This is a genomic window from Streptomyces sp. TE5632, assembly GCF_054061295.1.
In genome coordinates this window covers 3,942,353-3,967,836 of the sequence record NZ_JBSSEA010000003.1, presented here as the reverse complement: position 1 = coordinate 3,967,836, position 25,484 = coordinate 3,942,353, and the positions used below count along the sequence as shown (strand labels likewise).

Sequence of the window (25,484 nt, the reverse complement as noted above, 5' to 3'; positions counted from 1 at the left end):
TGATCCGGCGGATCCAGCCGGATCCAACGGTTCCTCAGGTGACGTACTGCTGCAGGCCCGGCACGTGCAGGGTTCCGCCGAACTGGCCGGCCTGCTGGACCGTCACATCGGTGAAGTAGATCAGGGGGATGTTGAGCGGCGGCGGGTTCTCGGGGTCGAAGGTGACCGGGATCAGCCCGAGCAGCTTGCCGGAGATGCGCTCCGTGTACATCACGGTGTCGCCGTCGCGGATGGTGGACATCGACCCCTTGGCCGCCTGCACGTGGTGGGTCTTGCCGATCGACTTGTCCTCGACCGTCTGGTGCAGGTCGCCGATGTCGGTGCCGTCGGAGACGACGTACTTCAGGACCTTCTTGACTTTGCCGCTCGCGGTCCGGACCTCGACGATGCCCTGGTAGTCGGCACCCTTCAGCAGCAGCGAGCTGGCGTTCAGGAACCAGGGGTCGTCGGGCAGCAAGACCTTGTTGTCGACCCCGCCCTCGGCGTCGGTGGCGACCGGGCAGTCGTCGGGGCCGGTCGTGGCGCTCCCTGACGGGTCGGCCGGTCCGGCCGGTGCGGACGGGCTCGGCGAGGCGGTGACGGGATCCGCCGACTCCGGGTCCGCCGGGGTTTCCGGAGCCTCCGGGGCCACCGGGGTCTCGGCCGCCTCCGCCGCGTCCTCCGCCGCCCCGGCCGCCGGGTCCGCAGCTTCCCCGGCGGTTTCCTTCGCGGCTTCGGTGGCCTTCTCGACGGCCTTCCGGTTGGTCTCCGCCGCGTCCTCGACGGCTTCGGTGGCGGAGGCCGACGGGGTGGGGCTCGGGCCCTCCTCGGCCTTCTTGTCCTTGGGGGTGAGGACGTCTTTGACGGCGTCCCCGATGTCCTCCAGGACGTTGCGCTCGGTCTTTGAGGGCGTGGGCGCGGGTTCGGCCCGGTCACCGGAGTCCTGCTCGTCCGAGGCCTCGGACGGGGCGGGCGCGGGCTCCTCCTTGTCGTCGGAGTCACCGGAACCCGAATCCGACGAAGGAGATGAAGAGGACGAGCCGTTGACCGTGCCCCTGCCCTCGCCCGGGTTCGCGGTCCCGCGCTCCCCGGCGGAGGCCGAGGGGCTCGGCTCCGTGGTGGCGTCGGCATCGGGGGACGGAGTCACCGTGTCGCTCGCCGAGGCGGACGGGTCGGCCGAGGAGGACGCGTCGTCCTCGGATTCCTCCAGGGCCTTCAGGCAGTCCTTGTACTCGTCGGCGGTCAGGCTCCTCGAGTGCGGCCGCTCGTCGGCCTGGGCCAGCGTCGGCGTGAACCCCATTCCCATGAGGAGCGCGGTCGGCATCGCCGCGAAGGCGATCGCCTTCCCCGCAGGCATGTGGAACTTGGTGAACAGCGGCTTCCTGGGGGCCGCGTGGCGGGGCCCTCTCCTCTCCGGAGTCAGGGCCACGGCAGCGCTCTGGTCTCGCATCTCGTCAGCCGACACGGTGCCCCCTGTCGCGGTCCTCGATCCGGTTTTCGTCCGCCTCCCCGAGGTCGCCGTCCTCATACGGAGGGTGCGGCTGCCCCGCCTCACCACCGGCGCCCTCAGCGGTGCCCTTCCGGGCGTCGTCTCCGGCGGGCCCGCCGGAGGACTTCCGGTGCCCGTGCGCCTCGGCCTGCGGCTTGTCCGGTACCCAGGAGAGGGCCAGCGCACCGCCGATCAGGGCGAGCAGGAAGCCGACCAGGAAGCCACCTATGTTGGAGACCACCAGGGACACCAGGGCCAGAAGGATCGACGCCACACCGGCGAAGATCCTGGTGGCCTGCTGGAACCACATGGTCAGACCCAGCGTGACCAGCAGGACACCGATGATCAGAGAGCCCGCGCCGGCGGTCGTCGCCATGGCGATCGACATATGGCCCAGCTTCAGCGTGGCATAGGGAAAGTAAGCGATGGGCACCCCGCCGAGCAGGGTGAACAGGCCCGCCCAGAACGGCCGGTGGCCCCGCCAGTCACGGAATCGCAGACGCAGCCGGGTGAAAGTCCGGGCGCTCTGGACCGGAGTCTCGGCACTCATGGAAAACAGCTCCCTGGTCCGGTGAAGTTACATACCGGCTCGGCCTGGGGGTGGAGAAGCCGGAAGGTCTGAGTCTGTGCGAACACCCGGGTACGAAGCACCGGGGTGGGTTTGCGGGGCGGGGAAGCGACCGCTTCCCCGCCCCCACTCGGCCGCTCAGCCGGCCAAGGACGTCTCCGGAGCGGAGTCCGTCAGTAGCATTCCATCTTGGGGTCCCCGCCCAGACGCATCTTCAGGCCGCTGAGCTTGAACGTACCGGCCGTGGTCGCCCACGCCGTCTGCTTGACGTTTCTGAGGTCGGCCTTCTCCGACTGCTGGGCGAAGCCGCCCGGCAGCGCGTTCTCGCCGTCCTTCACGTCGGGACCACGGGTCTTGTCCTTGACAGCGACACCGATGTCGATGTTCGTGAAGGTCGCATCGGCGTCGAGCTGGGCGACGTCGATGTAGAGGTTCTTGGCCTCGACCTTCTGCTGCGCGTTCGGACCCGCCTCGAGACGGAGGTAGACCGTCTTCCCTATGAGGGGAATCTCCGTCTTGACGGACTGGCACATCTTGGTGATCTCGGCACGGTCGAACGACGAGATCGCCACCGGACGCTGGGTCTTGGTCTTGCCGTCGGTCGACGTGTAACCGGTGTCGATACCGCCGTACTGGGCGAAGCCCCATCCCTCGAGATGGCTGGCCGTCACCTTGAACTCCTGGCCGGAGACGCTGAACGACGCCGCGAGGGCGCCCTGCGCCAGGCTGATACCCACCGCCGCCGTGGCGGCCACGCTGGGCACCATCACCACGGCGAACCGCTTCCATCTGGTCCCGCCACGCACCTGGGACTCCATATTTCCTCCTTCTCGGACGTACATCTCCTGCTCTGACCCACCGCCAACAGGCGGCAGCCGGGCAGGGATGGGAGAAGTGCTACGTCCTCGGGAAGGAGAGCGCCGCGCCCAGCAACGCACGAAGCGCCCGAATCACCGGCGATCACCCCCGAGCGACAACCACTGGTCGCGCCTGACACGCATCACGCACAACCTGCTGGACAGGCTTCGCCGGGTGAGCGAAGACCCCCCTGTCCGAGAACCGGCTCCACTGCCGCCGGTTCTGCTCGGTGGGGACCCAGTGCGCCCGCGTCCCGACCGGCTGTCGGAGGACGGGCAATGGACCGAGCGTCGCCGATCGTGGTGCATTCTCGCCGCCCGCACAAGGGGGTTCATTACTCGCTGGTAACGGCTGGACAACCGGAGGGCGACCCACCGGTGCCGGACGGCGACCCTCGGTGCCCCGATGGGTGCGGACAAAACAGTTGACGCCCGGGCAGAGGCCGACAGATCAACGCGTGCGACTTACTCGCAGTAACAGCGGCCGCGATTGCCAAGTTTTGGCAAAGCGCGGCCGCACCGGTCCCCCGTCGGCCAATCCTCCACTCGGGCACCACAGGGCCGGAAACCGCCCCGGGGCGGCCGGACAGGGGACCCCGATCCGCTCAGAACAGGGCACGCGCCAGCGCTCTGCGCGCGGCGATCACGCGAGGATCCTCGGTCCCGACCACCTCGAACAGCTCGAGCAGGCGCACCCGCACGGCCTCGCGGTCGTCGCCGGCCGTGCGCCCCACCGTCTCGATGAGCCGGCCGAAGGCGTCCTCGACATGACCGCCCACCAGGTCCAGGTCGGCAGCGGTGATCTGCGCCTCGACGTCCTGCGGCTTCCCGGCGGCGTCCGCGCGCACCCGCTGCGGGTCCAGCCCCTCCACCCGCTGGAGCAACTCGGCCTGGGCGAGCCCCAGTTGAGCCTCCGGGTTACCCGGGTCGTCGGTGAGCACGTTCTTGTACGCCTGGATCGCGCCGCCCAGGTCGCCGGCGTCCAGCGCCTGCACAGCGGCCTCCAGCAGGGCGTCGTACGGACCGACGGGCGCCTCGGCGCCCGACGCGGCACCGCCGCCGCCCGGTACGGCGTCGGGGTCGACGGTGAGCCCGGTCAGACCGAAGCGCTCCTCGGCGACCTGCACCAGCTGGTCCAGGGTCTGGCGGATCTGCGTCTCGCCCGCGGCTCCCTGGAAGAGCGGCAGCGCCTGCCCGGCCACCACCGCGAACACCGCGGGAATGCCCTGGATCCCGAACTGCTGCATCAGCATCTGGTTGGCGTCGACGTCGACCTTGGCGAGCAGGAAGCGCCCGTTGTACTCGACGGCGAGCCGCTCCAGGACGGGGCTCAGCTGCTTGCAGGGCTCACACCATTCGGCCCAGAAGTCGATGACGACCGGGACCTCGGCGGACCGCTGCAGGATGTCGCTCTCGAAGCCGGCCTCGTCGACGTCGATGACGAGGTCGGCCGGGGAGACCGCGCCCCCGCCGCCCTGCCGGGCCGCCTCCGCGCGGGCCTGCTCCGCCTTCGTCTTGGCCTCCTGGGCCGCCTTCACCGCGGCGAGGTCGACGACTCCGCTCATGGACATGTTCCGTGGCTGCATGCGTCTATCCTCCCCCGTACCCCGCGTGTCTGTGAAAACGCCGGGAAACCCGGGCGCCCGCGTACTCTTCGGCGCCGGGTCCCCACCCGCGCCAGTGGTCGTCGCTCGAGCGGGCCGGCCGTTCCGTTCGGCCCGACCACACTTTCGCTACGGGTCGTAGCGTAATGCCGTGCACGGCGCACGGACCGGGCCGTCCCGGTGATCTCCCTCACTCTCCCCTCACGGCGACACGGGAACCGGCGGATAGGGTCGTGCCCATGCAGAACAGCGCCAGTCGACCCCCCGCCACGCGCACCGGACGCCCGCGCAGCGCCGCGGCGGACACCGCGATCCTGGCCGCGACGCGGGAGGCCCTGGTCGAACTGGGATGGTCCAAGCTCACCCTGGGGGACGTCGCGAGCCGCGCGGGAGTCGCCAAGACCACCCTCTACCGGCGCTGGGCGGGCAAGAACGAGCTGGTCGTGGACGCGGTCGCCGAGCTCTTCGACGAACTCGAACTCCCCGACCGCGGCAGCCTCGCCGCGGACATCGAGGGTGTGGTCCTCCAGTTCGCGGCGCTGCTGTCCCGCCCGGAGGCCAGGTGCGGGCTGATGGCGGCGGTCGCGGAGTCCGCCCTCGACGAGGCCCTGCGCGAACGCATCCGCACCTCGATCGTCCAACGGCAGAAACGCCTGGTCCACACCGGCCGCGCCCGCGCCCAGAGACGCGGCGAACTGCCGCCCGACCCCGACCCGGCCGAGGCGGCCCGCACCGTGGACCTGATCTTCGACATGGTCGCCGGCGCGGTGGTGCACCGCACGCTGGTCAGTGGGCGCCCGGCGGACGAGGAGTGGGTCCACGACCTCGCCCGCGTCCTCCTCACCGGCCTCACCACCCCCGACCCCATCCGGTAGCAGGGGTCGGGGCGGAACGGCGATCAGAAGCCCGCGGGCTCCGTGTACACCCCCCACTCGTCCCGCAGAGCGTCGCAGATCTCGCCGAGGGTCGCCTCGGCGCGCACGGCGTCCAGCATCGGCTCGATCATGTTGGCGCCGGAGCGGGCCGCGTCGAGCATGGCGGCCAGGGCGGCCCGTACCGCCGCGTCGTCGCGGGCGGCCTTGCGCTCGCCCAGCGTCCGCACCTGCTCGCGTTCCACCTCGTGGCTGACCCGGAGGATCTCCAGGTCACCGGTGACCGAGCCGGTGTGGACGTTGACCCCGACGACCTTCTTGTCGCCCTTCTCCAGCGCCTGCTGGTAGCGGAACGCCGACTCGGCGATCTCGCCGGTGAACCAGCCGTCCTCGATACCGCGCAGGATGCCGGAGGTGATCGGCCCGATGGGGTGCTGCCCGTCGGGGTGCGCGCGCAGTCCCCGTTCCTTGATCTGCTCGAAGATCTTCTCCGCGTCCGCCTCGATCCGGTCCGTCAGCTGTTCCACGAACCAGGAACCGCCCAGCGGGTCGGCCACGTTGGCGACGCCGGTCTCCTCCATGAGCACCTGCTGGGTGCGCAGGGCGATCTCGGCGGCCTGCTCACTGGGCAGGGCGAGCGTCTCGTCCAGGGCGTTGGTGTGCAGGGAGTTCGTCCCGCCGAGTACCGCGGCGAGCGCCTCCACGGCCGTCCGTACGACGTTGTTGTACGGCTGCTGCGCGGTCAGCGAGACGCCCGCGGTCTGCGTGTGGAACCGCAGCCACTGCGCCTTCTCGCTCTGCGCGCCGTACACGTCCCTCATCCAGCGGGCCCAGATGCGGCGCGCGGCGCGGAACTTGGCGATCTCCTCGAAGAAGTCGAGGTGCGCGTCGAAGAAGAAGGACAGACCGGGCGCGAACACGTCCACGTCGAGCCCGCGGCTGAGCCCCAGCTCCACGTACCCGAAGCCGTCCGCCAGCGTGTACGCCAGCTCCTGGGCGGCCGTCGAGCCGGCCTCGCGGATGTGGTAGCCGGAGACGGAGAGCGGCTTGTAGGCGGGGATGCCGGCCGCGCAGTGCTCCATCAGGTCGCCGATGAGACGCAGATGCGGCTCGGGCGTGAAGAGCCACTCCTTCTGGGCGATGTACTCCTTGAAGATGTCCGTCTGCAGCGTGCCGTTGAGCACGGCGGGGTCCACGCCCTGGCGCTCGGCGGCGACGAGGTACATGCAGAAGACGGGCACGGCGGGCCCGCTGATCGTCATGGAGGTCGTCACGTCCCCGAGGGGGATGCCGTCGAACAGGACCTCCATGTCGGCGGCCGAGTCGATGGCCACCCCGCAGTGCCCGACCTCGCCCAGGGAGCGCGGGTCGTCGGAGTCGCGGCCCATGAGCGTCGGCATGTCGAAGGCGACGGAGAGCCCACCGCCGCCGTTGCGGAGGATCATCTTGTAGCGCTCGTTGGTCTGCTCGGCGTTGCCGAACCCGGCGAACTGCCGGATCGTCCAGGTGCGCCCCCGGTAGCCGGTCGGATACAGACCACGGGTGAAGGGGTACTCACCGGGCCAGCCGATCCGCTCGAACCCCTCGTAGGCGTCCCCGGGCCGCGGCCCGTACACCGGCTCCACGGGATCGCCGGAGAGCGTGGTGAAGTCCGCGTCGCGCTTGCGCGCGGCGTCGTACCGGGCCTGCCAGCGACGGCGGCCTTCCTCAATGGCGTCAGCGTCCATACCTTCGAATTTACTAGGACGTCCTAGTAAATGTCGATGGCTGACCGCCGCACACTGCTCCATGCGGCGGTGTCAAAGCCCGAAACGTTACGCCTTGGCGACCGCGGGCGCCCCGTCGGCGGCCCCGGCCTCCAGCTCACGGCTGATCCTGCGCTCCACGAAGAAGGCCGCCGTGGGAACGGTGCCGGCCAGCAGCACCCAGATCTGCTTCTTGACCGGCCACTTCAGCTTGGAGCCGAGGTCGAAGGCGAAGATCAGGTAGATGACGTACAGCCAGCCGTGGGCGATGCTGACCACCTGCGTGAAGTCCGCCGCGCCGTCCATCTTGAGCGCGTACTTGCCGATCATGCCGAAAACCAGCAGGACCAGCAGGACACCGGTGACGTAGGCCATGACCCGGTAGCGGGTCAGCACGCTCTTCTTCATGGCACGAGCGTAACGGGCCGTTCCAGGAGATCTTGCCCCGGGGCATTCGCCTCGAAGTCCCGCTGCCCGAGGCAGCGGGCCGAGGTGGCGGATGTCGGCCCACTTCCCCGGCGCTGCTTCCGAGATCGTCGGCGGCCTGGCGGCTCGCCCTTCGGGAAGTGCGGGCCATCGCATTGCGACGGTGATCAGCGGGTGGCGCCCTCCGGCCACAGGACCCGTACCGGGGTGCCGCTCCGCTCCGCGTACGAGACCACGTCCGCGGTACCGCCGAAGCCCCGGGCGGGCTTGCCGTCCCACACCGCGAGGAGTTCGCCGGACAGGTCCACGAGGATCTCCGAGCCCGCCATGTGCGCCTCGGACGTCGACTCGCCCATACCTGTCGCGTGGACGTCGGATGCCTGCCGCTGCCGCCAGGCCGCGAATGGTGGCGCTCCACCGAGTTCGAGCCGAGCAACGGCTACACCGCGACCTACGCAGTCTCCGAAGTCATGGTGCGCCCGCAGTGGCGGAAACAGGGCATCTCGCATCGTCTGCACGAAGCCCTGCTGAAGAAGCACAGCGAGGATCTCGCCGTACTCCTGGTCGACGTGACTCACCCGAAGGTTCAAAAACTGTACGAGATGTCGGGTTACGAGAAGGCGGGCGGGCAACGGCCGTTCGCCGATTCGCCGCTGTACGCCGTCATCGTGAAAAAGCTGCACCCCTGACCTCTGCCGCCCCGCCGCGCCAGCGGTCAATCCCCTTCGAAGTCCCCCGCCGCGAGCCGCAGCGGGCGGAGGATGGCGAAGAGTTCGGCGCACTCCTCGGCGTCGTAGGCGCCGAGGCCGAAGTCCATGGCCATCAGGTCGCGGGTGGCCTCCTCGACGACCTCACGTCCCTTGTCGGTGATGCTCGCGAGGGTGCCGCGGCCGTCGTTGGGGTTGGGGCGCTTGGCGACCAGCCCCGACCGCACCAGCCGGTCCACGGTGTTCGTCACCGATGTGGGGTGCACCATGAGCCGCTCGCCGATCTTGGACATCGGCAGCTCGCCGGACTTCGAGAAGGTGAGCAGCACCAGCGCCTCGTACCGGGCGAAGGTGAGCCCGTACGGCTTGACCACCGCGTCGACCTCGGCCAGCAGGATCTGGTGGGCGCGCATGACCGAGGTGATCGCGGCCATGGACGGCACGCTTCCCCAGCGCTGCTTCCAGAGTTCGTCGGCGCGGGCGATGGGATCGAACGAGAGACTGAGCGGCTTCGGCACGCAGCCGACCCTACCGGCCGGTCATATGCCGGTCAGCCCCGTCTCGCCTTTCGGTCCGCACCGGTACGTCGTCGCCTGCGCCGGACGGCAGCGCCGTCCGGCGGCTCGGCTACTCCGCGCTCTGCGCCAGGTGCCGCTCGACGGTGTCGACCTTGGCGGTGAGGCCGTCCTCGACTCCGGGGCGGAGGTCCGCCTTGAGGACGAGCGAGACCCGCGGGGCGCGCGCCTCGACCGCGGCCACGGCGCGCTTCACGACGTCCATCACCTCGTCCCAGTCCCCCTCGACCGAGGTGAACATGGCGTCGGTGCGGTTCGGCAGCCCGGACTCGCGGACCACCCGCACGGCGTCGGCGACGTACTCCCCCACGTCCTCGCCGACGCCCAGCGGCGTCACGGAGAAGGCGACGATCACGCGCCCACCACTCCCTCGGCGCGGGCGCGGGAGGCGATGACCGCGTCCTCGGCCTCGGCCTTCAGCCGGCGCTCGGCGAAGAAGCCGCCGGTGGGCAGCACCGACATCAGGAAGTAGAAGGCGGCGGTCTTCAGCGACCACTTGGCGCGGTTCCAGGCGTCGGCCCAGAAGATCACGTACACGACGAAGAGGAACCCGTGGATCGCGCCCAGCGCCGGGACGGCGTTGAACTCCGTGGTCCGCTTCAGGACCGAGGCGACGAGCAGCAGCAGGAACGAGATCGCCTCGGGGCCCGATACCAGGCGGAGGCGGCGGAGGGCACTGGCGGTCTTGAGGTCCACGGATCACCTTCGGTGGGAGAGACGTTTGTGAATGCACGCACAAGCGTTTGTCCATTGTGACAAACCCCGTCCGCGATCACCGGAGCGGGGGCGGTCCCTAGGGGAATCTTCCGGGTGCGACTCACCCCACAGGGCCTGTCGGCGGGGCGGGGCGGCGGTTAACGTCGCAGATGTGGCGATGTTCCGACTTCAAGGCAGCAAGGTGCTCGTCGTCGACATGACCGGGGATGCCGTGAAGGCGAAGAACGGCTCGATGGTCGCGTACGACGGCGAGATGACGTTCAAGAAACTCACGGGCGGCGGGGAGGGCATCCGGGGGATGGTGACCCGGCGGCTGACCGGTGAGCAGATGACGGTGATGGAGGTGAAGGGACGCGGGACCTGCTGGTTCGCCGATCGCGCCGCCGACATCAACCTCATCGGCCTTCAGGGGGACAAGCTCCATGTGGAGTCGAGCAACCTGCTGGCGACCGACGGCGGCCTGCGCACCGGGACCGGTTTCACGGGCCTGCGCGGCGCGTCGCAGGGCAACGGGCTGTTCACGACCACCGTCGAGGGGCACGGCCAGGCGGCGATCATGTCGGACGGGCCGGCCGTGGTGCTCCGGGTCGGTCCGCAGTACCCGCTGACCGTCGATCCCGGTGCCTACGTCGCCCACCAGGGGAATCTGCGGCGGTCCCTCCAGTCCGGGGTGACGTTCCGCACCCTGCTCGGGGAGGGCGGCGGCGAGGCGTTCCAGATGCGGTTCGAGGGCGACGGGCTGGTCTATGTGCAGCCCAGTGAGCGGAACACGATCGCGGGGGATGTCTGACATGGGCTTCCGGGAGATCAACTCGAAGGTGGTCGAGGCGACCGTGGTGCCCGGCCGGCGGCTGTTCAGCCAGCGCGGCGCGATGCTCGCGTACCGGGGGGAGGTCGGCTTCACGCCCGACGTGGCGGGCGGTCAGGGCGGGCTGCGGTCGATGATCGGCCGGCGGGTGGCCGGGGAGGCCACGCCCCTGATGAGCGTCGAGGGCGACGGCACGGTCCTGTTCGGGCACGGCGGCCACCACGTCCAGGTGATCGACCTCTCCGGGGACACCCTGTACGTCGAGGCGGACCGCCTGCTGGCGTTCGAGGGCACGCTGGAGCAGGGCACGGTGTTCCTGGGCTCGCAGGGCGGGGTGATGGGCATGGTCCGGGGCCAGGTCTCCGGGCAGGGCCTGTTCACCACCACGCTCAAGGGGCACGGTTCCGTGGCCGTCATGGCGCACGGGGGCGTGATCGAGATCCCGATCACCCCGCAGCGCCCGGTGCACGTCGACCCGCAGGCCTATGTCGCCCACCACGGCGACGTCCGCAACAGGCTGTCCACCGCGCTCGGCTGGCGGGACATGGTGGGGCGCGGCTCCGGTGAGGCGTTCCAGCTGGAGCTCAGCGGCAGCGGTGCGGTGTACGTCCAGGCCTCGGAGGAGAAGCTGTGAGCCCCTACGGATTCCCGGGCGGCGGCCCCGGGCCCGCCGTCACGGTCTTCGACCCGACGACGCTGCCGTCCGACGACAACGTCGATGCCTACACCTTCTGTGTGGAGCTCCGGGGGAGCCAGTGGTTCCTGCAGAAGGGGAAGATGACCGCCTACTACGGCACGATCGAGTTCAACGGCATCGGGCACGGCCGACTCGACCGACTTGTCCGTACGTCGTTCCATTCACCACTGCACGCGAGCGACTGGGTCGTGGCGGAGGGCTCGGGCAAGATGCTCCTCGCCGACCGGGCCTTCGATGTGAACTCGTACGACCTCGAGGACGGCAATCTGACCATTCGCTCGGGCAACTTGCTCGCTTTTCAGCCAAGTCTGTCGCTGAAGCAGTCGATCGTGCCGGGTTTCCTGACCCTCATCGGAACCGGAAAGTTCGTGGCCGTGTCGAACGGTCCGGTGGTGTTCATGGAACCCCCGCTCCGGGTGGACCCGCAGGCGCTGGTGGGATGGGCCGACTGCCCCTCCCCGTGCCACCACTACGACCACGGCTACATGACCGGTGTCATGGGCGGTCTACGTGCGATGACGGGCTTCGGCGGAGCTTCCGGCGAGGAGCACCAGTTCGAGTTCGTGGGGGCGGGCACCGTGCTGCTGCAGTCCTCCGAGACCCTGATGGCGGAGCAGGCCACGGGGGCCGTTCCGCAGGTGCCGGGGGTGCCCGGCGGCGGGGCTTCTGGAGCGCCCGGGCAGGCCACGGGGGCACCGCGTCTTCCCGGACAGCTGGGAGACCTCCAGCGTCGCTTCGGGCTGTGAGCGGTAGTCTGCGGAGTGTGACGTCGAACGCGTGCACGCTGCCACTGTCACGGAAACCGTCACTAGTTCGCCTTTCAACTTCTTAGGTAGACTTCATTCATGGAGACCGAAACGGCCACCCGCTGGCTGACCAATGCGGAGCAGTGCGCCTGGCGCACCCACCTGGAGGTCAACAGGCTGTTGACGTACCAGCTCGAGAAGGATCTGCAGCCCTTCGGCCTGACAATGAACGACTACGAGATCCTGGTGAACCTGTCCGAGTCGGACGACCGCCGGATGCGGATGAGCGATCTCGCCTCCGCCACCATGCAGTCCAAGAGCCGGCTCTCGCACCAGGTCACCCGGTTGGAGAACGCGGGCCTGGTCCGGCGGGAGCACTGCGAGTCCGACCGGCGCGGCCTCTTCGCCGTTCTCACCGACCACGGCATGGAGACCATGCAGAAGGTCTCGCCCCATCATGTGGCGTCGGTGCGACGGCACTTCATCGACCTGCTCTCCCCCGAGACCCTCGGTGAGCTGGACAAGGCCCTCAAGCCCATCGCGGAGCACCTGCGCGGACAGCGCGGGCGTCTCTGACCACCGGTTCTCCTCAGGCGAGCGGCAGGCGGAGTTCGAACAGGGCTCCGCCTGCCGGCGCCGCACCGGCCGTGAGCGTCCCGCCGTGCCGTACGGCGACGTCCCTCGCGATGGCGAGGCCCAGGCCGGCTCCGCCGTCGTCGCGGCTGCGGGCGTCGTCCAGCCGCACGAACCGCTGGAAGATCCGCTCCCGGTCGGCCTCGGCCACCCCGTCGCCGTCGTCGGCCACGCCGAGCACCGCCCAGCCACCCTCGCACCGCACGGTCACCGAGACCTTCTCGCGGGCGTGCCGACGGCCGTTGTCGAGCAGGTTGCCGAGCACCCGGCCCAGCTGCCCCCGCGATCCGGCCACCTCCGCCGTCTCCGCGTCCACCGTCACTCCCGTCCGTCCCGCCGCCTCCTCGCGGGCCAGCGCGGCCAGGTCCACCCTGCCCTCGACGGGCCGCTCCCCCGCGTCCAGCCGGGCGAGCAGCAGCAGGTCGGCGGCGAGGTGCTGGAGCCGCACGGTGTCCTCGACGGCGCCGTCCAGGTCCAGGAGTTCGGGGTGGGCGGCGGCCACCTCCAGCTGGGTGCGCAGGGACGCGATCGGGCTGCGCAGCTCGTGCGAGGCGTCGGCGACGAAGCTCCGCTGCCGCTCCACGGACGTCTCCAGGGCTGCGAGGGTCTCGTTGGTGGTGCGGGCGAGCCGCGCGATCTCGTCGTGGGTCGCCGGTTCCGGGACCCGGCGCGTGAGGTCCTCGGACGCGGTGATCGCGGCCATCTCCTCGCGGATCGCGGCGACCGGACGCAGGGCACGCCCGGTGAGCACCCAGGTCATGGCGGCGACGAGCGCCGCCAGCAGCGGGAAACCGATCAGCATCACGGTCAGCGCGGTCCGTACGGCGCTGTGCTCGGCGGCCAGCGGGGAGCCGGCGTAGACGGTGAGCAGGCCCCGTTCGTGGGTCCGCACGTCGACGGCCGCGAAGCGGTAGTCGGCGGTCTCACCGCCGATCGTCGCGGCGCCGTTGCTGAAGGTGGTCCGCCGACTGGTCTCGCCGGGGGCGAGGGACGGGGCGTCGTCGTCGGCCTCCTGCGACTCCTCCGCTTCGACCGAGTCGTCGTCGGGGTCCTCCGTTTCGTCCTCGTCGTCCCCGTCGTCCCCGTCCCCGTCCCCGTCTTCGTCGTCCCCGTCTTCGTCGTCATCGTCCTCGCGGGCCGGGGGCGAGGGCGAGGGCGAAGCGGAGGGTGAGGAGGACGGCCGGGGTTTCACCTCGTCGGTGACCGTGCCGTTGATCCACCGCAGGCCCTCGGCGGCCTTGACCAGGTTCCCGTCCTCGTCGACGATCTGCACCGGTCCGGCCTCGCCGTCCAGCCCCGACAACTCGTCGTACGGGGTCCGCTCGGCGAGCTCCGAGGCGATCGACTGCGCCCTGCGCTCCGCCTGGGTGCCCGCCTCGGCGGTCAGGTTGGAGCGCAGCGCCTGCAGGACCGCGGCACCGGTCACGACCAGCGCGACCACGACCACGAGCGTGGCACCGAGCGTCGCCCGGGAGCGGACCGAGCCGAACAGCCGGCTCATGGCGCCGTCTCCAGCCGGTAACCGGCGCCGCGCACCGTCCGGATCAGTTTGGCGCGGAGCTTGCGACGCAGGGCGCTGATGTAGACCTCGACGATGTTCGGGTCGCCCTCGTAGGCGAAGTCCCAGACGTGCGCCAGGATCTCCGCCTTGGAGACCACCTCGCCGGCCCGCAGCACCAGTTGTTCCAGTACGGAGAACTCCTTGGCGGTGAGCGTCACCTCGTCCTCGCCGAGGAAGACCCGGCGGGCCGCGGTGTCCACCTTGAGGTCCCCGTGCACATGCACCGGGGAGGCCCCGGCGCCCCGACCCCGGCGGCGCAGCAGCGCCTTCACGCGGGCGACGAGGACGACGTAGGAGAACGGCTTGGTGAGGTAGTCGTCGGCGCCGGTGTCCAGCCCCTCGGCCTCGTCGTACTCGCCGTCCTTGGCGGTGAGCATCAGGATCGGCACCTCGTGGCCGGCGGCGCGCAGGGCGGCGCAGACGCGGTAGCCGTTGAGGCCCGGCAGCATGATGTCGAGGATCACGAGGTCGTAGGTGCCCTCGGTGGCCCGGTGCAGGCCCTCCCGGCCGTCGTGGACGACGTCCACGGCGTACCCCTCGGCGGTCAGACCCTTGGCGAGGGACAGGGCGAGGCGTTTTTCGTCCTCCACGATCAGCAGGCGCATGCGCACCAGGGTCGCAGAGCGAACCTGAAGATCACTTCAGGTGGTTTCAGGTTCCCCTCAGGATCGATCGGCGAGATTGAGGACGTCGAAAACGAAGCGACCGGGGAGGAACCACCATGAAGCGCAACATCGTGATCGCCGTCGTCACCGCCGCGGCACTGATCGGGGGAGGCACCGCGACGGCCATCGCGATCTCGGGGGACGACGAAACGCCGACGACGACGCACCCGGTGGAGACACTGGGATCGGACGACGACCGCGACGACCGGCGTGACGACGACGGTGACGACCGGGGCGACCGCGACGACCTCGATGACGACGACGCTCTGGCGCTCTCCGCGAAGGTGAACGCGGCCGACGCCGTCGCCGCCGCCCTGGAGCACCGACCCGGCACCGCGGTCTCCGTCGAGATGGACGATGACGACGGCGACGACGACCGGGACCACCGCGGCAAGGCGGCCTGGGAGGTCGACATCCTCGGCAAGGGCGACACCTGGTACAGCGTGTGGATCGACCCGGACACCGGCAAGGTCCTGGGCTCGGAAGTTGACGACGAGGACGACGCCGACGAGGTGCGGGCGGCGCTGAAGGGCACGTCGGTGACGGCCGGGCAGGCCGCGAAGGCGGCCGCCGCCAAGGGCACGGTGACCTCGGTGGACCTGGAGGACGACGACTCCAGGGGCTGGGAGGTCGAGACGGTCACCTCCGGCGACGACGACCGGGAATGGCTGGTCGACCCGAACAGCGGCAAGGTCACGGCAGACGATGACGACGACCGCGGTGACGACCGCGGTGACGACGACCGCTGAACGGACCGGTGGGCAAAGGGGCGGTGCGGGCGAATTCGCCCGCACCGCCCCTTCCCGTCAGTCCTCCGTCAGCCCTCCGTCAGCCCCGCCACCAGTTCGTCCGCCGCGCGGTACGGGTCCAGCTCGCCGCCGACGATCCGGTCCGCCAGCGCGCCCAGCCGGCGGTCGCCGTGCAGGTCGCCGATGCGCTGCCGCAGGGCCGTGACGGCGATCGTCTCGATCTCGCGGGCGGCGCGGGCCAGCCGGCGCTCCGCCAGGACTCCGTGCTCCTCCATCCACGCGCGGTGCTTCTCCAGGGCCTCGACGACCTCGTCGACGCCCTCCGCGCGCGAGGCGACCGTCTTGACGATCGGCGGGCGCCAGTCACCGGGGGCCCGGGCCTCCCCGAGCCCCAGCATGTGGTTCAGGTCACGGGCGGTGGCGTCCGCGCCGTCGCGGTCGGCCTTGTTGACGACGTAGACGTCGCCGATCTCCAGGATCCCGGCCTTGGCCGCCTGGATCCCGTCGCCCATGCCGGGCGCCAGCAGCACCACCGAGGTGTCGGCCTGGGAGGCGATCTCCACCTCCGACTGGCCGACGCCGACCGTCTCCACCAGGACCACCTCGCAGCCCGCCGCGTCCAGGACACGGATGGCCTGCGGCGCGGCCCAGGCGAGGCCGCCCAGGTGGCCGCGGGTCGCCATGGAGCGGATGTAGACGCCGGGGTCGGAGGCGTGCTCCGACATCCGGACCCGGTCACCGAGCAGCGCGCCGCCGGAGAAGGGCGAGGACGGGTCGACGGCCAGGACACCGACCCGCTTGCCCCGCTTGCGGTACGCGGTCACCAGCGCCGAGGTGGACGTCGACTTGCCGACGCCCGGCGATCCCGTCAGCCCGACCACGTACGCGTTGCCGGTCAGCGGCGCCAGGGCCGCCATGACCTCCCGCAACTGCGGGGACGCCCCCTCCACCAAGGAGATCAGCCGGGCCACGGCCCGCGGCCTGCCGTCCCTGGCCTGGGCCACCAGAGTGGAGACGTCCTGCATCACAGCTCCGTTCACGAGAGAAAAACCGGCCGACCGTCCGAGCCGGGTCAGGCCTTGGCCACCCGCACGATCAGGGCGTCGCCCTGGCCGCCGCCGCCGCACAGCGCCGCCGCGCCGACGCCGCCGCCGCGCCGCTTCAGCTCCAGCGCCAGGTGCAGCACCAGCCGGGCGCCGGACATCCCGATCGGGTGACCGAGGGCGATGGCACCGCCGTTGACGTTCACCTTTTCCGTGGATACCCCGAGGTCCTTCATCGACTGCACGGCCACCGCGGCGAAGGCCTCGTTGATCTCGATGAGGTCGAGGTCGGAGACCTCCAGGCCCTCCTTCTTGAGGGCGTGGGCGATCGCGTTGGACGGCTGCGACTGGAGGGAGTTGTCGGGGCCGGCCACATTGCCGTGGGCGCCGATCTCGGCGATCCACTCCAGGCCGAGCTCCTGCGCCTTGGCCTTGCTCATCACGACCACGGCCGCCGCACCGTCCGAGATCTGCGAGGAGGTGCCGGCGGTGATCGTGCCGTCCTTGGTGAAGGCGGGGCGCAGCTTGCCGAGCGACTCGGCGGTGGTGTCGCCGCGGATGCCCTCGTCCTGGTTGAAGAGGACCGGGTCGCCCTTGCGCTGGGGGATCTCGACGGGGGTGATCTCCGCCGCGAAGACGCCGTTCTTCTGCGCGGCGGCGGCCCGCTGGTGGGACAGGGCGGCGATCTCGTCCTGCTCGGCCCGGCCGATGCCGAGGCGCGTGTTGTGCTTCTCCGTGGACTCGCCCATGGCGATGCCCTCGAAGGCGTCGGTCAGACCGTCGTACGCCATGGCGTCGATCATCTGGACCGCACCGTACTTGAAGCCCTCGCGGGACTTCGGCAGCAGGTGCGGGGCGTTGGTCATGGACTCCTGGCCGCCGGCGACGACCACGTCGAACTCACCGGCCCGGATCAGCTGGTCGGCCAGCGCGATCGCGTCGAGACCGGACAGGCACACCTTGTTGACGGTGAGCGCCGGGACGTTCATCGGGATGCCGGCCTTGACGGCGGCCTGACGTGCCGGGATCTGTCCCGCCCCGGCCTGGAGCACCTGCCCCATGATCACGTACTGGACCTGGTCGCCGCCGATCCCCGCACGGTCGAGGGCGGCCTTGATCGCGAAGCCGCCGAGGTCGGCCGCGGAGAAGGACTTCAGCGAGCCGAGCAGCCGGCCCATCGGGGTCCGGGCGCCCGCGACGATGACGGACGTCGTGCCGTTCGCGGCGGAAGGCGCTGATGATGCGGTGGATTCAGAAGCTGCGGAAGTCATGAGCTGCGATCCCCTTCCGGCTGCACAGCCGAGGAGTGAACGAGGGTTTACTTCGAATGTACTGAGCTGCGGTCCGCCCCGTCATCGGGCTTACGGTGTGATCGCGCGCACGTTGCGTAACCGCTCCGGTGGCGCTCCACTGATTCCATGCTGACGCGAATCGACCACATCGGGATCGCCTGCCACGACCTTGACGCGACCGTGGAGTTCTACCGGGCCACGTACGGCTTCGAGGTGTTCCACTCCGAGGTCAACGAGGAGCAGGGAGTGCGGGAGGCGATGCTCAAGATCAACGAGACCTCGGACGGAGGCGCGTCCTACCTCCAACTGCTCGAGCCGACCCGGGAGGACTCCACCGTCGCGAAGTGGCTCGCGAAGAACGGCGAGGGGGTCCACCACATCGCCTTCGGTACGGCGGACGTCGACGCCGAGGCCGCCGACATCAAGGACAAGGGCGTACGCGTGCTGTACGAAGAGCCCCGGCGCGGCTCCATGGGGTCACGAATCACCTTCCTGCACCCCAAGGACTGCCACGGCGTACTGACCGAACTGGTCACTTCGGCGCCCGTTGAGTCACCTGAGCACTGACCCACGTACATAAGGGCCGGTAGGGTTGGGTGCGGTCGCCGCTCGATCCAGGGCGATCAGGTCCTGCCGTCAAAAAGGTGACGCCTGACTCCGTTCGGGTGAACGTCGTCCTTCTTGACAGCAGGATTTACCGGGGTCCGGGTTTCGGGGGGCGAGTGCGGGGGCAGCAGCGCATGCTCCTCCACCGATCTGACACCATTCCCCGGGGGCCCCGTTCGGCGGATGGGCGGGGCTCGGCCAGAGTTGCGACCAGGGGACGGATGGGACCGCGCAGTGCGGGGCTACGAGAGCCAGGAGCGAGAGCCGGCGGCTGACGTCGACCACCTCTCTCGGTTCGAAGCCGAGATGAAGCGGCTGAAGACCGAGCGGGAAAAGGCGATCCAGCACGCCGATGACCTCGGCTACCAGGTCGAGGTGCTGCGCGCCAAGCTGCACGAGGCGCGGCGCACCATCATGTCCCGGCCCACCTACGAGGGCGGCGACATCGGCTATCAGGCCGAGCAGTTGCTGCGTAACGCGCAGGTGCAGGCCGACCAGCTCCGCGCGGACGCCGAGCGTGAGCTGAGCCAGGTGCGGGCGCAGACCCAGCGGATCCTCCAGGAGCACGCCGAGCAGGCGGCCCGGCTCCAGTCGGAGCTGCACCAGGAGGCCGTGACCCGGCGCCAGCAGCTCGACCAGGAGCTGGCGGAGCGTCGGCAGACCGTCGAGTCGCACGTCAACGAGAACGTGGCGTGGGCGGAGCAGGTGCGGGCCCGCTCCGAGCAGCAGGCCCGCCGGCTGCTCGACGAGTCCCGCGCGGAGGCCGAACAGGCCCTGGCCGCCGCCCGCGCGGAGGCCGAACGGGTGACCGCCGAGGCCCGCCAGCGGCTGCGCAGCGAGGCCGAGGCGGCGCGCACGGAGGCCGACCAGACCCTGCGCCGGGCCCGCGCGGACGCCGAGCGGCTGCTGAACGCCGCCTCCGCGCAGGCGCAGGAGGCCACCGACCACGCCGAGCAGCTGCGGACGTCGACGGCCAGCGAGTCGGAGTCCGCCCGTCGCGAGGCCCAGGAGCTCGCCAGGGCGGCCGAACAGCGCATGGCGGACGCCGAGGCGGCGCTGCGCGAGGCCCGTGCCGAGGCGGACAAGGTGCTCGCCGAGGCGAAGGAGGCCGCGTCAAAGGCGCTCTCCTCCGCCGAGGCCGCCAACGAGACCCGCACGCGTACGGCCAAGGAGCAGGTCGCCCGGCTGGTCAGCGAGGCCACCAAGGAGGCCGAGTCCACCAAGGCGGACGCCGAGCAGGTCGTCGCGGACGCCCGTGCGGAGGCCGAGAAGATCGTCGCGGAGGCCTCCGAGAAGGCCCGCACGATCACCGCCGAGGAGAGCGCCACCCAGCTGTCCAAGGCGGCCCGGACCGCCGAGGACGTGCTCAACAAGGCGTCGGAGGACGCCAAGCGGACCACCAGGGCGGCGGCCGAGGAGGCCGAGCGGATCCGTGGGGAGGCCGAGGCCGAGGCGGACCGGCTGCGGGCCGAGGCGCACGACATCGCCACCCAGCTCAAGGGCGCGGCGAAGGACGACACCAAGGAGTACCGCGCCAAGACGGTCGAGCTGCAGGAGGAGGCCCGCCGACTGCGCGGCGAGGCCGAGCACCTGCGTGCCGACGCGGTCGCCGAGGGCGAGAAGATCCGCGCGGAGGCCCGCAAGGAGGCCGTGGCGCAGATCGAGGAGGCGGCCCGGTCCGCCGAGGAGCTGCTGGCCAAGGCGAAGGCGGACGCGGACGAGCTGCGTTCCACCGCGCAGACGGACAGCGAGAAGGTCCGCACCGAGGCCATCGAGCGCGCCACGACGCTGCGCCGGCAGGCCGAGGAGACGCTGGAGCGCACCCGCAAGGAGGCGGAGCGGCACCGCGCGGAGGCCACCGAGCAGGCCGACGCGCTCAAGGAGGACGCCGAGCGGGCCGCGCGCGAGCTGCACGAGGAGGCCGAGCGGGCCGTCACGGCACGCCGCGCGGAGGCCGCCGATGAGCTGACCCGGCTGCACACGGAGGCCGAGGAGCGGCTGGCCTCGGCCGAGCAGGCGCTGAGCGAGGCCCGTGAGGAGGCGGGCCGCATCCGCCGGGAGGCCTCGGAGGAGGCCGAGCGGCTGCGCGCCGAGGCGGCGGAGCGGGGTCGCACGCTCCGTGAGCAGGCGGAGGCGGAGGCCGAGCGGCTGCGTACCGAGGCCGCGGCGGACGCGGCGGCGTCCCGCGCGGAGGGCGAGTCGGTCGCCGTGCGGCTGCGTTCGGAGGCCGCGGCGGAGGCGGAGCGGCTCAAGTCGGAGGCGCAGGACAGCGCCGACCGGATGCGGGCCGAGGCGCTGGCCGCCGCCGAGCGGCTCGGCGCGGAGGCGTCCCAGGCGCTGGCCGGCGCGCAGGAGGAGGCCGCCCGGCGCCGCCGCGAGGCCGAGGAACTGCTGGGCGCGGCCCGGCAGGAGGCCGACCAGGAGCGCGAGCGGGCCCGGGAGCAGAGCGAGGAGCTGCTGGCCGCGGCGCGCACGCGCGTGGAGGAGGCGCAGGCCGAGGCCGTACGGCTGGTCGAGGAGGCCGACCGTCGTGCCACCGAGATGGTGTCGGCGGCCGAGCAGCACGCGCAGCAGGTCCGGGATTCGGTCGCGGACCTGCACGAGCAGGCGCAGGAGGAGATCACCGGGCTGCGCAGCGCCGCCGAGCACGCGGCGGACCGTACCCGGCGCGAGGCCGAGGAGGAGGCGGACCGGGTCCGGACCGACGCCTACGCGGAGCGGGAGCGGGCGAGCGAGGACGCGAGCCGGCTGCGGCGCGAGGCGCGGGAGGAGACGGAGGCCGCCAAGTCGCTCGCCGAGCGCACGGTGTCCGAGGCGATCACCGAGGCGGAGCGGGTCCGTTCGGAGGTCTCCGAGCAGGCCCAGCGGATGCGTACGGAGGCGTCGGACACGGTCGCCGAGGCCGAGCAGAGCGCCGCGCGCACCCGGGCCGAGGCCCGTCAGGACGCCAACCGGATCCGTTCGGAGGCGGCGACGCAGGCGGACACCCTCATCACCGAGGCGCGGAGCGAGGCGGAGCGGCTCACCGCGGAGACGATCGAGGAGACCGACCGGCAGCGCGCGGAGTCGGTCGCCAAGGCCGAGAAGCTGATCTCGGACGCGACGGGCGACGCGGAGCGGCTGCGGGCCGAGGCGTCCCGGGCGGTCGGCTCGGCGCAGCAGCACGCGCAGCAGGTCCGGGGCGAGGCGGAGCGGCTGCGGGCCGACGCGGAGCAGGAGACCGAGCGGCTGGTGACCTCGGCGCGCGAGGAGGCCGAGCGCACACTGGACGAGGCCCGCAAGGACGCCAACAAGCGGCGTTCCGAAGCGGCCGAGCAGGTGGACACGCTCATCACGGAGACCACCGCCGAGGCGGACAAGCTGCTCACCGAGGCGCAGCAGCAGGCGCAGAAGACCACCGCGGACGCGGAGGCCCAGGCCGACTCGATGGTGGGCGCGGCCCGCACCGAGGCCGACCGGATCGTCTCCGAGGCGACCGTCGAGGGCAACTCGCGGGTGGAGAAGTCCCGTACGGACGCGGACGAGTTGCTGGTCGAGGCCCGCCAGGACGCGACCCGGATCCGGGAGCGCGCCGAGGAGCTGCGGGACCGCATCACCGGCGAGATCGAGGAGCTGCACGAGCGGGCCCGCCGTGAGGCGGCCGAGACGATGAAGTCCACCGGTGACCGCTGCGACGCGCTCATCAAGGCGGCCGAGGAGCAGCTCGCCAAGGCCCAGGCGAAGGCCAAGGAGCTCGTGTCCGAGGCCAACTCCGAGGCGGGCAAGGTGCGTATCGCCGCGGTGAAGAAGGCCGAGGGGCTGCTGAAGGAGGCCGAGCAGAAGAAGGCCGCGCTCGTCAAGGAGGCCGAGGAGCTCAAGGCCGAGGCGATCCGCGAGGCCCGGGCCACGGTCGAGGAGGGCAAGCGCGAGCTGGAGGTCCTGGTGCGGCGACGCGAGGACATCAACGTCGAGATCTCCCGCGTGCAGGACGTCCTGGAGGCGCTGGAGTCGTTCGAGGCTCCGGGCGGCGGCAAGGACAACGGGGTGAAGGCCGCCGCGGCGGCCGGTCCGCCGGGCCAGCGGAGCAGGTCTTCGGACAGTTAGGGCGCCGTATAACGAACCGGTCAAACTCTTCGACGGTGTGGGAAACCCCCTGTCGGCATGCCAAATCCCGTGCCGACAAGGGGGTTTGAGCATGCACTTGGCAAGCGCTCCGGGTGCCGGCCACTCAAAAGGGGTGTCATTCTCCGTATCAAACGTGCATCCGCTCGATGACACAGCGCTTCGGCGCCTAGGATTCCCCGTATCACCTCACCGGTCTCATTCGACAGGAACCCCATGAGCGACACTTCCCCCTACGGCTTCGAGCTTGTGCGGCGTGGATACGACCGCGCTCAGGTGGACGAACGAATCTCCAAGCTCGTCTCCGACCGTGACAGCGCTCTCGCCCGCATCACCGCTCTGGAAAAGCGCATCGAGGAGCTCCACCTCGAGACGCAGAACGCCCAGTCCCAGGTCACCGACGCCGAGCCGTCGTACGCGGGTCTCGGCGCGCGCGTGGAGAAGATCCTGCGCCTGGCCGAGGAGGAGGCGAAGGACCTCCGCGAGGAGGCCCGGCGCGCGGCCGAGCAGCACCGTGAGCTCGCCGAGTCGGCCGCCCAGCAGGTGCGCAACGACGCGGAGTCGTACTCCGCCGAGCGCAAGGCGAAGGCCGAGGACGAGGGCGTCCGGATCGTCGAGAAGGCCCAGGGCGAGGCCGCCCAGCTGCGGTCGGACGCGCAGAAGGACGCGCAGTCCAAGCGCGAGGAGGCGGACGCCCTCTTCGAGGAGACCCGCGCGAAGGCCGCGCAGGCCGCCGCCGACTTCGAGACGAACCTGGCCAAGCGGCGCGAGCAGTCCGAGCGCGACCTGGCGTCGCGTCAGGCCAAGGCCGAGAAGCGGCTCGCCGAGATCGAGCACCGTGCGGAGCAGCTGCGCCTGGAGGCGGAGAAGCTGCGCACCGACGCCGAGCGCCGGGCCCGCCAGACGGTGGAGACCGCTCAGCGCCAGGCCGAGGACATCGTGGCCGACGCCAACGCCAAGGCCGACCGGATCCGTTCGGAATCCGAGCGGGAGCTGGCGGCGCTGACCAACCGCCGCGACTCCATCAACGCCCAGCTGACCAACGTCCGCGAGATGCTGGCGACGCTCACGGGCGCCGCGGTGGCCGCGGCCGGCACGCCGGCCGAGGACGAGACCGCCTCCCGCGGGGTTCCGGCCCAGCAGACCCGGTAACCGGCGGTTCCGGTAACCGGCCGGGATACAGCGGCCGAACATCGGCGAAGCCCTCTGCCACGGAGTTGGCAGAGGGCTTCGTCCCGTTCTAGCGTGGCGGCATGATCGAGCTCGAGGGGCTGACCAAGCGGTACGGCGAGAAGGTGGCGGTCAACAACCTGACGTTCACCGTCAGACCGGGCATCGTCACGGGGTTCCTCGGTCCCAACGGCGCGGGCAAGTCCACCACCATGCGGATGATGCTGGGCCTGGACCGGCCCACGGCCGGCGACGTCCGCATCGACGGCCAGCACTACGACCGGCTCAAGGACCCGCTGAAGTACATCGGCGCGCTGCTGGACGCCAAGGCCGTGCACGGCGGCCGCAGCGCCTTCAACCATCTGCTGTGCCTCGCCCAGAGCAACGGCATCCCCCGGCAGCGGGTGCACGAGGTACTGGACACCGTGGGGCTCACCTCCGTCGCGAGGAAGAAGACCAAGGGGTTCTCGCTCGGCATGGGCCAGCGGCTCGGCATCGCCGGCGCGCTGCTCGGCGATCCGCGCATCCTGATGTTCGACGAGCCGGTCAACGGCCTCGACCCCGAGGGCATCCACTGGATCCGCACCCTGATGAAGTCGCTCGCCGCGCAGGGCCGTACGGTCTTCGTCTCCTCCCACCTGATGAGCGAGATGGCGCTGACCGCCGACCACCTCATCGTCATCGGGCAGGGCCGGCTGCTCGCCGACACCTCCATGGCCGACTTCATCGAGCACAACTCCCGTTCGTACGTCCGGATCCGCTGCCCGCAGCGGGAACGGCTGCTGGACGTGCTGCACGAGGCCGGGCTCACGGTCGTCGAGAGCGGCAGCGGGGTGCTGGAGGTGGACGGCGCCAAGGCCGAGCAGGTCGGGGAGCTGGCGGCCGCCCACCACCTGGTGCTGCACGAACTGAGCCCGCAGCAGGCCTCCTTGGAGGAGGCGTTCATGCGGCTGACCGCGGAGTCGGTGGAGTACCACGCGCACTCCGGCACGCCCGCGCCCCCGCAGCAGTGGGGCGACGGCTGGAAGAGGGGCTGAGCATGACGTCGGCACAGGTCGTCCGGTCCGAGTGGACCAAGATCCGGTCGGTGGCGTCCACGGTGTGGACGCTCTCCCTGGCGGTGGTCGTCACCATCGCGCTCGGCATGCTGATCTCGGCGCTGTCGGCGAACGAGTTCGACAACATGAGCCCGCAGAGCCGGCTCTCCTTCGACCCGACGTTCATCAGCTTCGCCGGGATGAGTCTCGGCCAGCTCGCGATGATCGTGTTCGGGGTGCTGGTGGTGTCGAACGAGTACAGCACCGGCATGATCCGCACCTCGCTGGCCGCCGTACCGCAGCGCGGCGCCTTCATGGCCGGCAAGCTCGGCGTGGCCACCGCGCTCGCGCTCGTCGTCTCCATGGTCACCGGCTTCGCCGCCTTCTTCCTCGGGCAGGCGATGCTCGGCGAGCACAAGGCGGCCATCGGGGACGAGGGAGTACTGCGGGCCGTCATCGGCGGCGGTCTCTACATGACCCTGATCGCGGTGTTCTCGATGGGCGTCGCCACCATGCTGCGCTCCCCGATGCTGTCGCTGGGCATCCTGATGCCGTTCTTCTTCCTGATCTCCAACATCCTGGCCAACGTCGACGCGACGAAGAAGGTCGGCCGGTTCCTGCCCGACCAGGCGGGCAGCAGGATCATGCAGGTGGTCACGCCGCTCGACGACGACACCCCGTACGGGCCCTGGGGCGGCCTCGGCATCATGGCGCTGTGGGTGGTCGCGGCACTCGTCGGCGGATACCTGGTGCTGAGGAGACGCGACGCGTAGGGCCTGTCCGGCGGATCAGGTCGCAGGGAATCGACGGTGCCCTGTCGGCGTGGGTGAGCGGGGG

General features: G+C 70.8%; 25 protein-coding genes and 1 pseudogene. 12 read left to right on the top strand and 14 right to left on the bottom strand.

Annotated elements, in window-relative coordinates; genetic code table 11:
• Positions 1-34: 34 nt before the first annotated feature.
• The 4 genes from ACVW19_RS23500 to ACVW19_RS23485 form a co-directional block, all read right to left on the bottom strand.
• The gene (locus ACVW19_RS23500) at positions 35-1,444 is read right to left on the bottom strand and encodes a hypothetical protein (protein ID WP_457461501.1); all 1,410 of its coding nucleotides are present in this window, start codon (positions 1,442-1,444) and stop codon (positions 35-37) included.
• Positions 1,434-2,018, bottom strand: a complete 585-nt coding sequence (locus ACVW19_RS23495; protein WP_457461499.1) for a DUF6114 domain-containing protein — start codon at positions 2,016-2,018, stop codon at positions 1,434-1,436. The genes ACVW19_RS23500 and ACVW19_RS23495 overlap by 11 nt, the downstream gene beginning before the upstream one ends.
• Before the next feature lie 191 nt (positions 2,019-2,209).
• Positions 2,210-2,854 carry a DUF6230 family protein gene (locus ACVW19_RS23490; RefSeq protein WP_457461498.1) on the bottom strand — a complete coding sequence of 215 codons (645 nt, stop codon included), beginning with the start codon at positions 2,852-2,854 and terminating at the stop codon, positions 2,210-2,212.
• A gap of 644 nt (positions 2,855-3,498) precedes the next feature.
• A complete protein-coding gene (locus tag ACVW19_RS23485; RefSeq protein ID WP_457461497.1) occupies positions 3,499-4,479 on the bottom strand; it encodes a tetratricopeptide repeat protein in 981 nt (326 codons plus the stop codon).
• 257 nt (positions 4,480-4,736) lie between these two features.
• Between ACVW19_RS23485 and ACVW19_RS23480 the strand changes: the two genes are divergently transcribed.
• Positions 4,737-5,372 carry a TetR/AcrR family transcriptional regulator gene (locus ACVW19_RS23480; RefSeq protein ID WP_457461496.1) on the top strand — a complete coding sequence of 212 codons (636 nt, stop codon included), beginning with the start codon at positions 4,737-4,739 and terminating at the stop codon, positions 5,370-5,372.
• A 23-nt stretch (positions 5,373-5,395) separates the two neighbouring features.
• On the opposite strand, the gene ACVW19_RS23475 is transcribed toward ACVW19_RS23480, so the two are convergent.
• The 3 genes and pseudogenes from ACVW19_RS23475 to ACVW19_RS23465 all read right to left on the bottom strand — a co-directional run.
• Entirely contained in the window at positions 5,396-7,096 is a 1,701-nt protein-coding gene (locus tag ACVW19_RS23475) for an acyl-CoA mutase large subunit family protein (protein WP_457461494.1), read from the bottom strand.
• Between the two features lie 87 nt (positions 7,097-7,183).
• Complete coding sequence (locus tag ACVW19_RS23470) at positions 7,184-7,522, bottom strand: DUF3817 domain-containing protein (RefSeq protein WP_381368181.1); 339 nt, start codon at positions 7,520-7,522, stop codon at positions 7,184-7,186.
• A 185-nt stretch (positions 7,523-7,707) separates the two neighbouring features.
• Positions 7,708-7,923: pseudogene (locus ACVW19_RS23465) on the bottom strand (hypothetical protein); the annotation flags it as partial.
• Between the two features lie 87 nt (positions 7,924-8,010).
• On the opposite strand from ACVW19_RS23465, the gene ACVW19_RS23460 reads away from it, so the two are divergent.
• On the top strand, positions 8,011-8,229 hold the full coding sequence (locus ACVW19_RS23460) for a GNAT family N-acetyltransferase (RefSeq protein WP_457461492.1): 219 nt from the start codon (positions 8,011-8,013) through the stop codon (positions 8,227-8,229).
• 26 nt (positions 8,230-8,255) lie between these two features.
• Here the strand turns inward: ACVW19_RS23460 and ACVW19_RS23455 are convergent, their stop codons facing one another.
• The 3 genes from ACVW19_RS23455 to ACVW19_RS23445 all read right to left on the bottom strand — a co-directional run bounded on the left by ACVW19_RS23455 (position 8,256) and on the right by ACVW19_RS23445 (position 9,518).
• A complete protein-coding gene (locus ACVW19_RS23455) occupies positions 8,256-8,765 on the bottom strand; it encodes a MarR family winged helix-turn-helix transcriptional regulator (protein ID WP_457461491.1) in 510 nt (169 codons plus the stop codon).
• A 109-nt stretch (positions 8,766-8,874) separates the two neighbouring features.
• The gene (locus tag ACVW19_RS23450; RefSeq protein WP_457461489.1) at positions 8,875-9,177 is read right to left on the bottom strand and encodes an MTH1187 family thiamine-binding protein; all 303 of its coding nucleotides are present in this window, start codon (positions 9,175-9,177) and stop codon (positions 8,875-8,877) included.
• Positions 9,174-9,518 (bottom strand): DUF3817 domain-containing protein, encoded by a 345-nt coding sequence (locus ACVW19_RS23445; protein WP_457461488.1) that lies wholly within the window; start codon positions 9,516-9,518, stop codon positions 9,174-9,176. The genes ACVW19_RS23450 and ACVW19_RS23445 overlap by 4 nt, the downstream gene beginning before the upstream one ends.
• Before the next feature lie 178 nt (positions 9,519-9,696).
• Here ACVW19_RS23445 and ACVW19_RS23440 point away from each other — a divergent pair, with 178 nt between their 5' ends.
• The 4 genes from ACVW19_RS23440 (at position 9,697) to ACVW19_RS23425 (ending at position 12,366) form a co-directional block, all read left to right on the top strand.
• A complete protein-coding gene (locus tag ACVW19_RS23440) occupies positions 9,697-10,329 on the top strand; it encodes an AIM24 family protein (protein ID WP_457461486.1) in 633 nt (210 codons plus the stop codon).
• Between the two features lies 1 nt (position 10,330).
• On the top strand, positions 10,331-10,981 hold the full coding sequence (locus ACVW19_RS23435; RefSeq protein ID WP_457464748.1) for an AIM24 family protein: 651 nt from the start codon (positions 10,331-10,333) through the stop codon (positions 10,979-10,981).
• Positions 10,978-11,790 (top strand): AIM24 family protein, encoded by an 813-nt coding sequence (locus ACVW19_RS23430; protein ID WP_457461484.1) that lies wholly within the window; start codon positions 10,978-10,980, stop codon positions 11,788-11,790. Before ACVW19_RS23435 ends, ACVW19_RS23430 begins: the two co-directional genes overlap by 4 nt.
• Positions 11,791-11,889: 99 nt before the next feature.
• A complete protein-coding gene (locus ACVW19_RS23425) occupies positions 11,890-12,366 on the top strand; it encodes a MarR family winged helix-turn-helix transcriptional regulator (protein WP_457461482.1) in 477 nt (158 codons plus the stop codon).
• A 13-nt stretch (positions 12,367-12,379) separates the two neighbouring features.
• Here ACVW19_RS23425 and ACVW19_RS23420 read toward each other — a convergent pair whose 3' ends face one another.
• Together ACVW19_RS23420 and ACVW19_RS23415 are read right to left on the bottom strand one after the other, a co-directional pair.
• Complete coding sequence (locus tag ACVW19_RS23420; RefSeq protein ID WP_457461480.1) at positions 12,380-13,924, bottom strand: sensor histidine kinase; 1,545 nt, start codon at positions 13,922-13,924, stop codon at positions 12,380-12,382.
• Positions 13,921-14,589, bottom strand: coding sequence for a response regulator transcription factor (locus tag ACVW19_RS23415; RefSeq protein ID WP_457461479.1), 669 nt, complete (start codon positions 14,587-14,589; stop codon positions 13,921-13,923). The genes ACVW19_RS23420 and ACVW19_RS23415 overlap by 4 nt, the downstream gene beginning before the upstream one ends.
• 116 nt (positions 14,590-14,705) lie before the next feature.
• Between ACVW19_RS23415 and ACVW19_RS23410 the strand changes: the two genes are divergently transcribed.
• The gene (locus ACVW19_RS23410; protein ID WP_457461477.1) at positions 14,706-15,398 is read left to right on the top strand and encodes a PepSY domain-containing protein; all 693 of its coding nucleotides are present in this window, start codon (positions 14,706-14,708) and stop codon (positions 15,396-15,398) included.
• Between the two features lie 68 nt (positions 15,399-15,466).
• Here ACVW19_RS23410 and meaB read toward each other — a convergent pair whose 3' ends face one another.
• Positions 15,467-16,423 carry a methylmalonyl Co-A mutase-associated GTPase MeaB gene (meaB, locus tag ACVW19_RS23405; RefSeq protein ID WP_457461475.1) on the bottom strand — a complete coding sequence of 319 codons (957 nt, stop codon included), beginning with the start codon at positions 16,421-16,423 and terminating at the stop codon, positions 15,467-15,469.
• A gap of 47 nt (positions 16,424-16,470) precedes the next feature.
• Complete coding sequence (locus tag ACVW19_RS23400; protein ID WP_457461474.1) at positions 16,471-17,712, bottom strand: acetyl-CoA C-acetyltransferase; 1,242 nt, start codon at positions 17,710-17,712, stop codon at positions 16,471-16,473.
• Positions 17,713-17,859: 147 nt separating this feature from the next.
• Here ACVW19_RS23400 and mce point away from each other — a divergent pair, with 147 nt between their 5' ends.
• The 5 genes from mce (at position 17,860) to ACVW19_RS23375 (ending at position 25,420) form a co-directional block, all read left to right on the top strand.
• Positions 17,860-18,300: a methylmalonyl-CoA epimerase gene (gene mce / locus ACVW19_RS23395; protein WP_363037576.1), complete on the top strand. Its 441-nt coding sequence runs from the start codon at positions 17,860-17,862 to the stop codon at positions 18,298-18,300.
• 273 nt (positions 18,301-18,573) lie between these two features.
• The gene (scy, locus tag ACVW19_RS23390; protein ID WP_457461473.1) at positions 18,574-22,422 is read left to right on the top strand and encodes a polarized growth protein Scy; all 3,849 of its coding nucleotides are present in this window, start codon (positions 18,574-18,576) and stop codon (positions 22,420-22,422) included.
• Between the two features lie 234 nt (positions 22,423-22,656).
• Positions 22,657-23,592 (top strand): cellulose-binding protein, encoded by a 936-nt coding sequence (locus ACVW19_RS23385; protein ID WP_457461472.1) that lies wholly within the window; start codon positions 22,657-22,659, stop codon positions 23,590-23,592.
• A gap of 101 nt (positions 23,593-23,693) precedes the next feature.
• Positions 23,694-24,647: an ABC transporter ATP-binding protein gene (locus ACVW19_RS23380; RefSeq protein WP_457461471.1), complete on the top strand. Its 954-nt coding sequence runs from the start codon at positions 23,694-23,696 to the stop codon at positions 24,645-24,647.
• Positions 24,648-24,649: 2 nt separating this feature from the next.
• Positions 24,650-25,420 carry an ABC transporter permease gene (locus ACVW19_RS23375; RefSeq protein WP_457461469.1) on the top strand — a complete coding sequence of 257 codons (771 nt, stop codon included), beginning with the start codon at positions 24,650-24,652 and terminating at the stop codon, positions 25,418-25,420.
• The last annotated feature ends 64 nt before the right edge of the window (positions 25,421-25,484 follow it).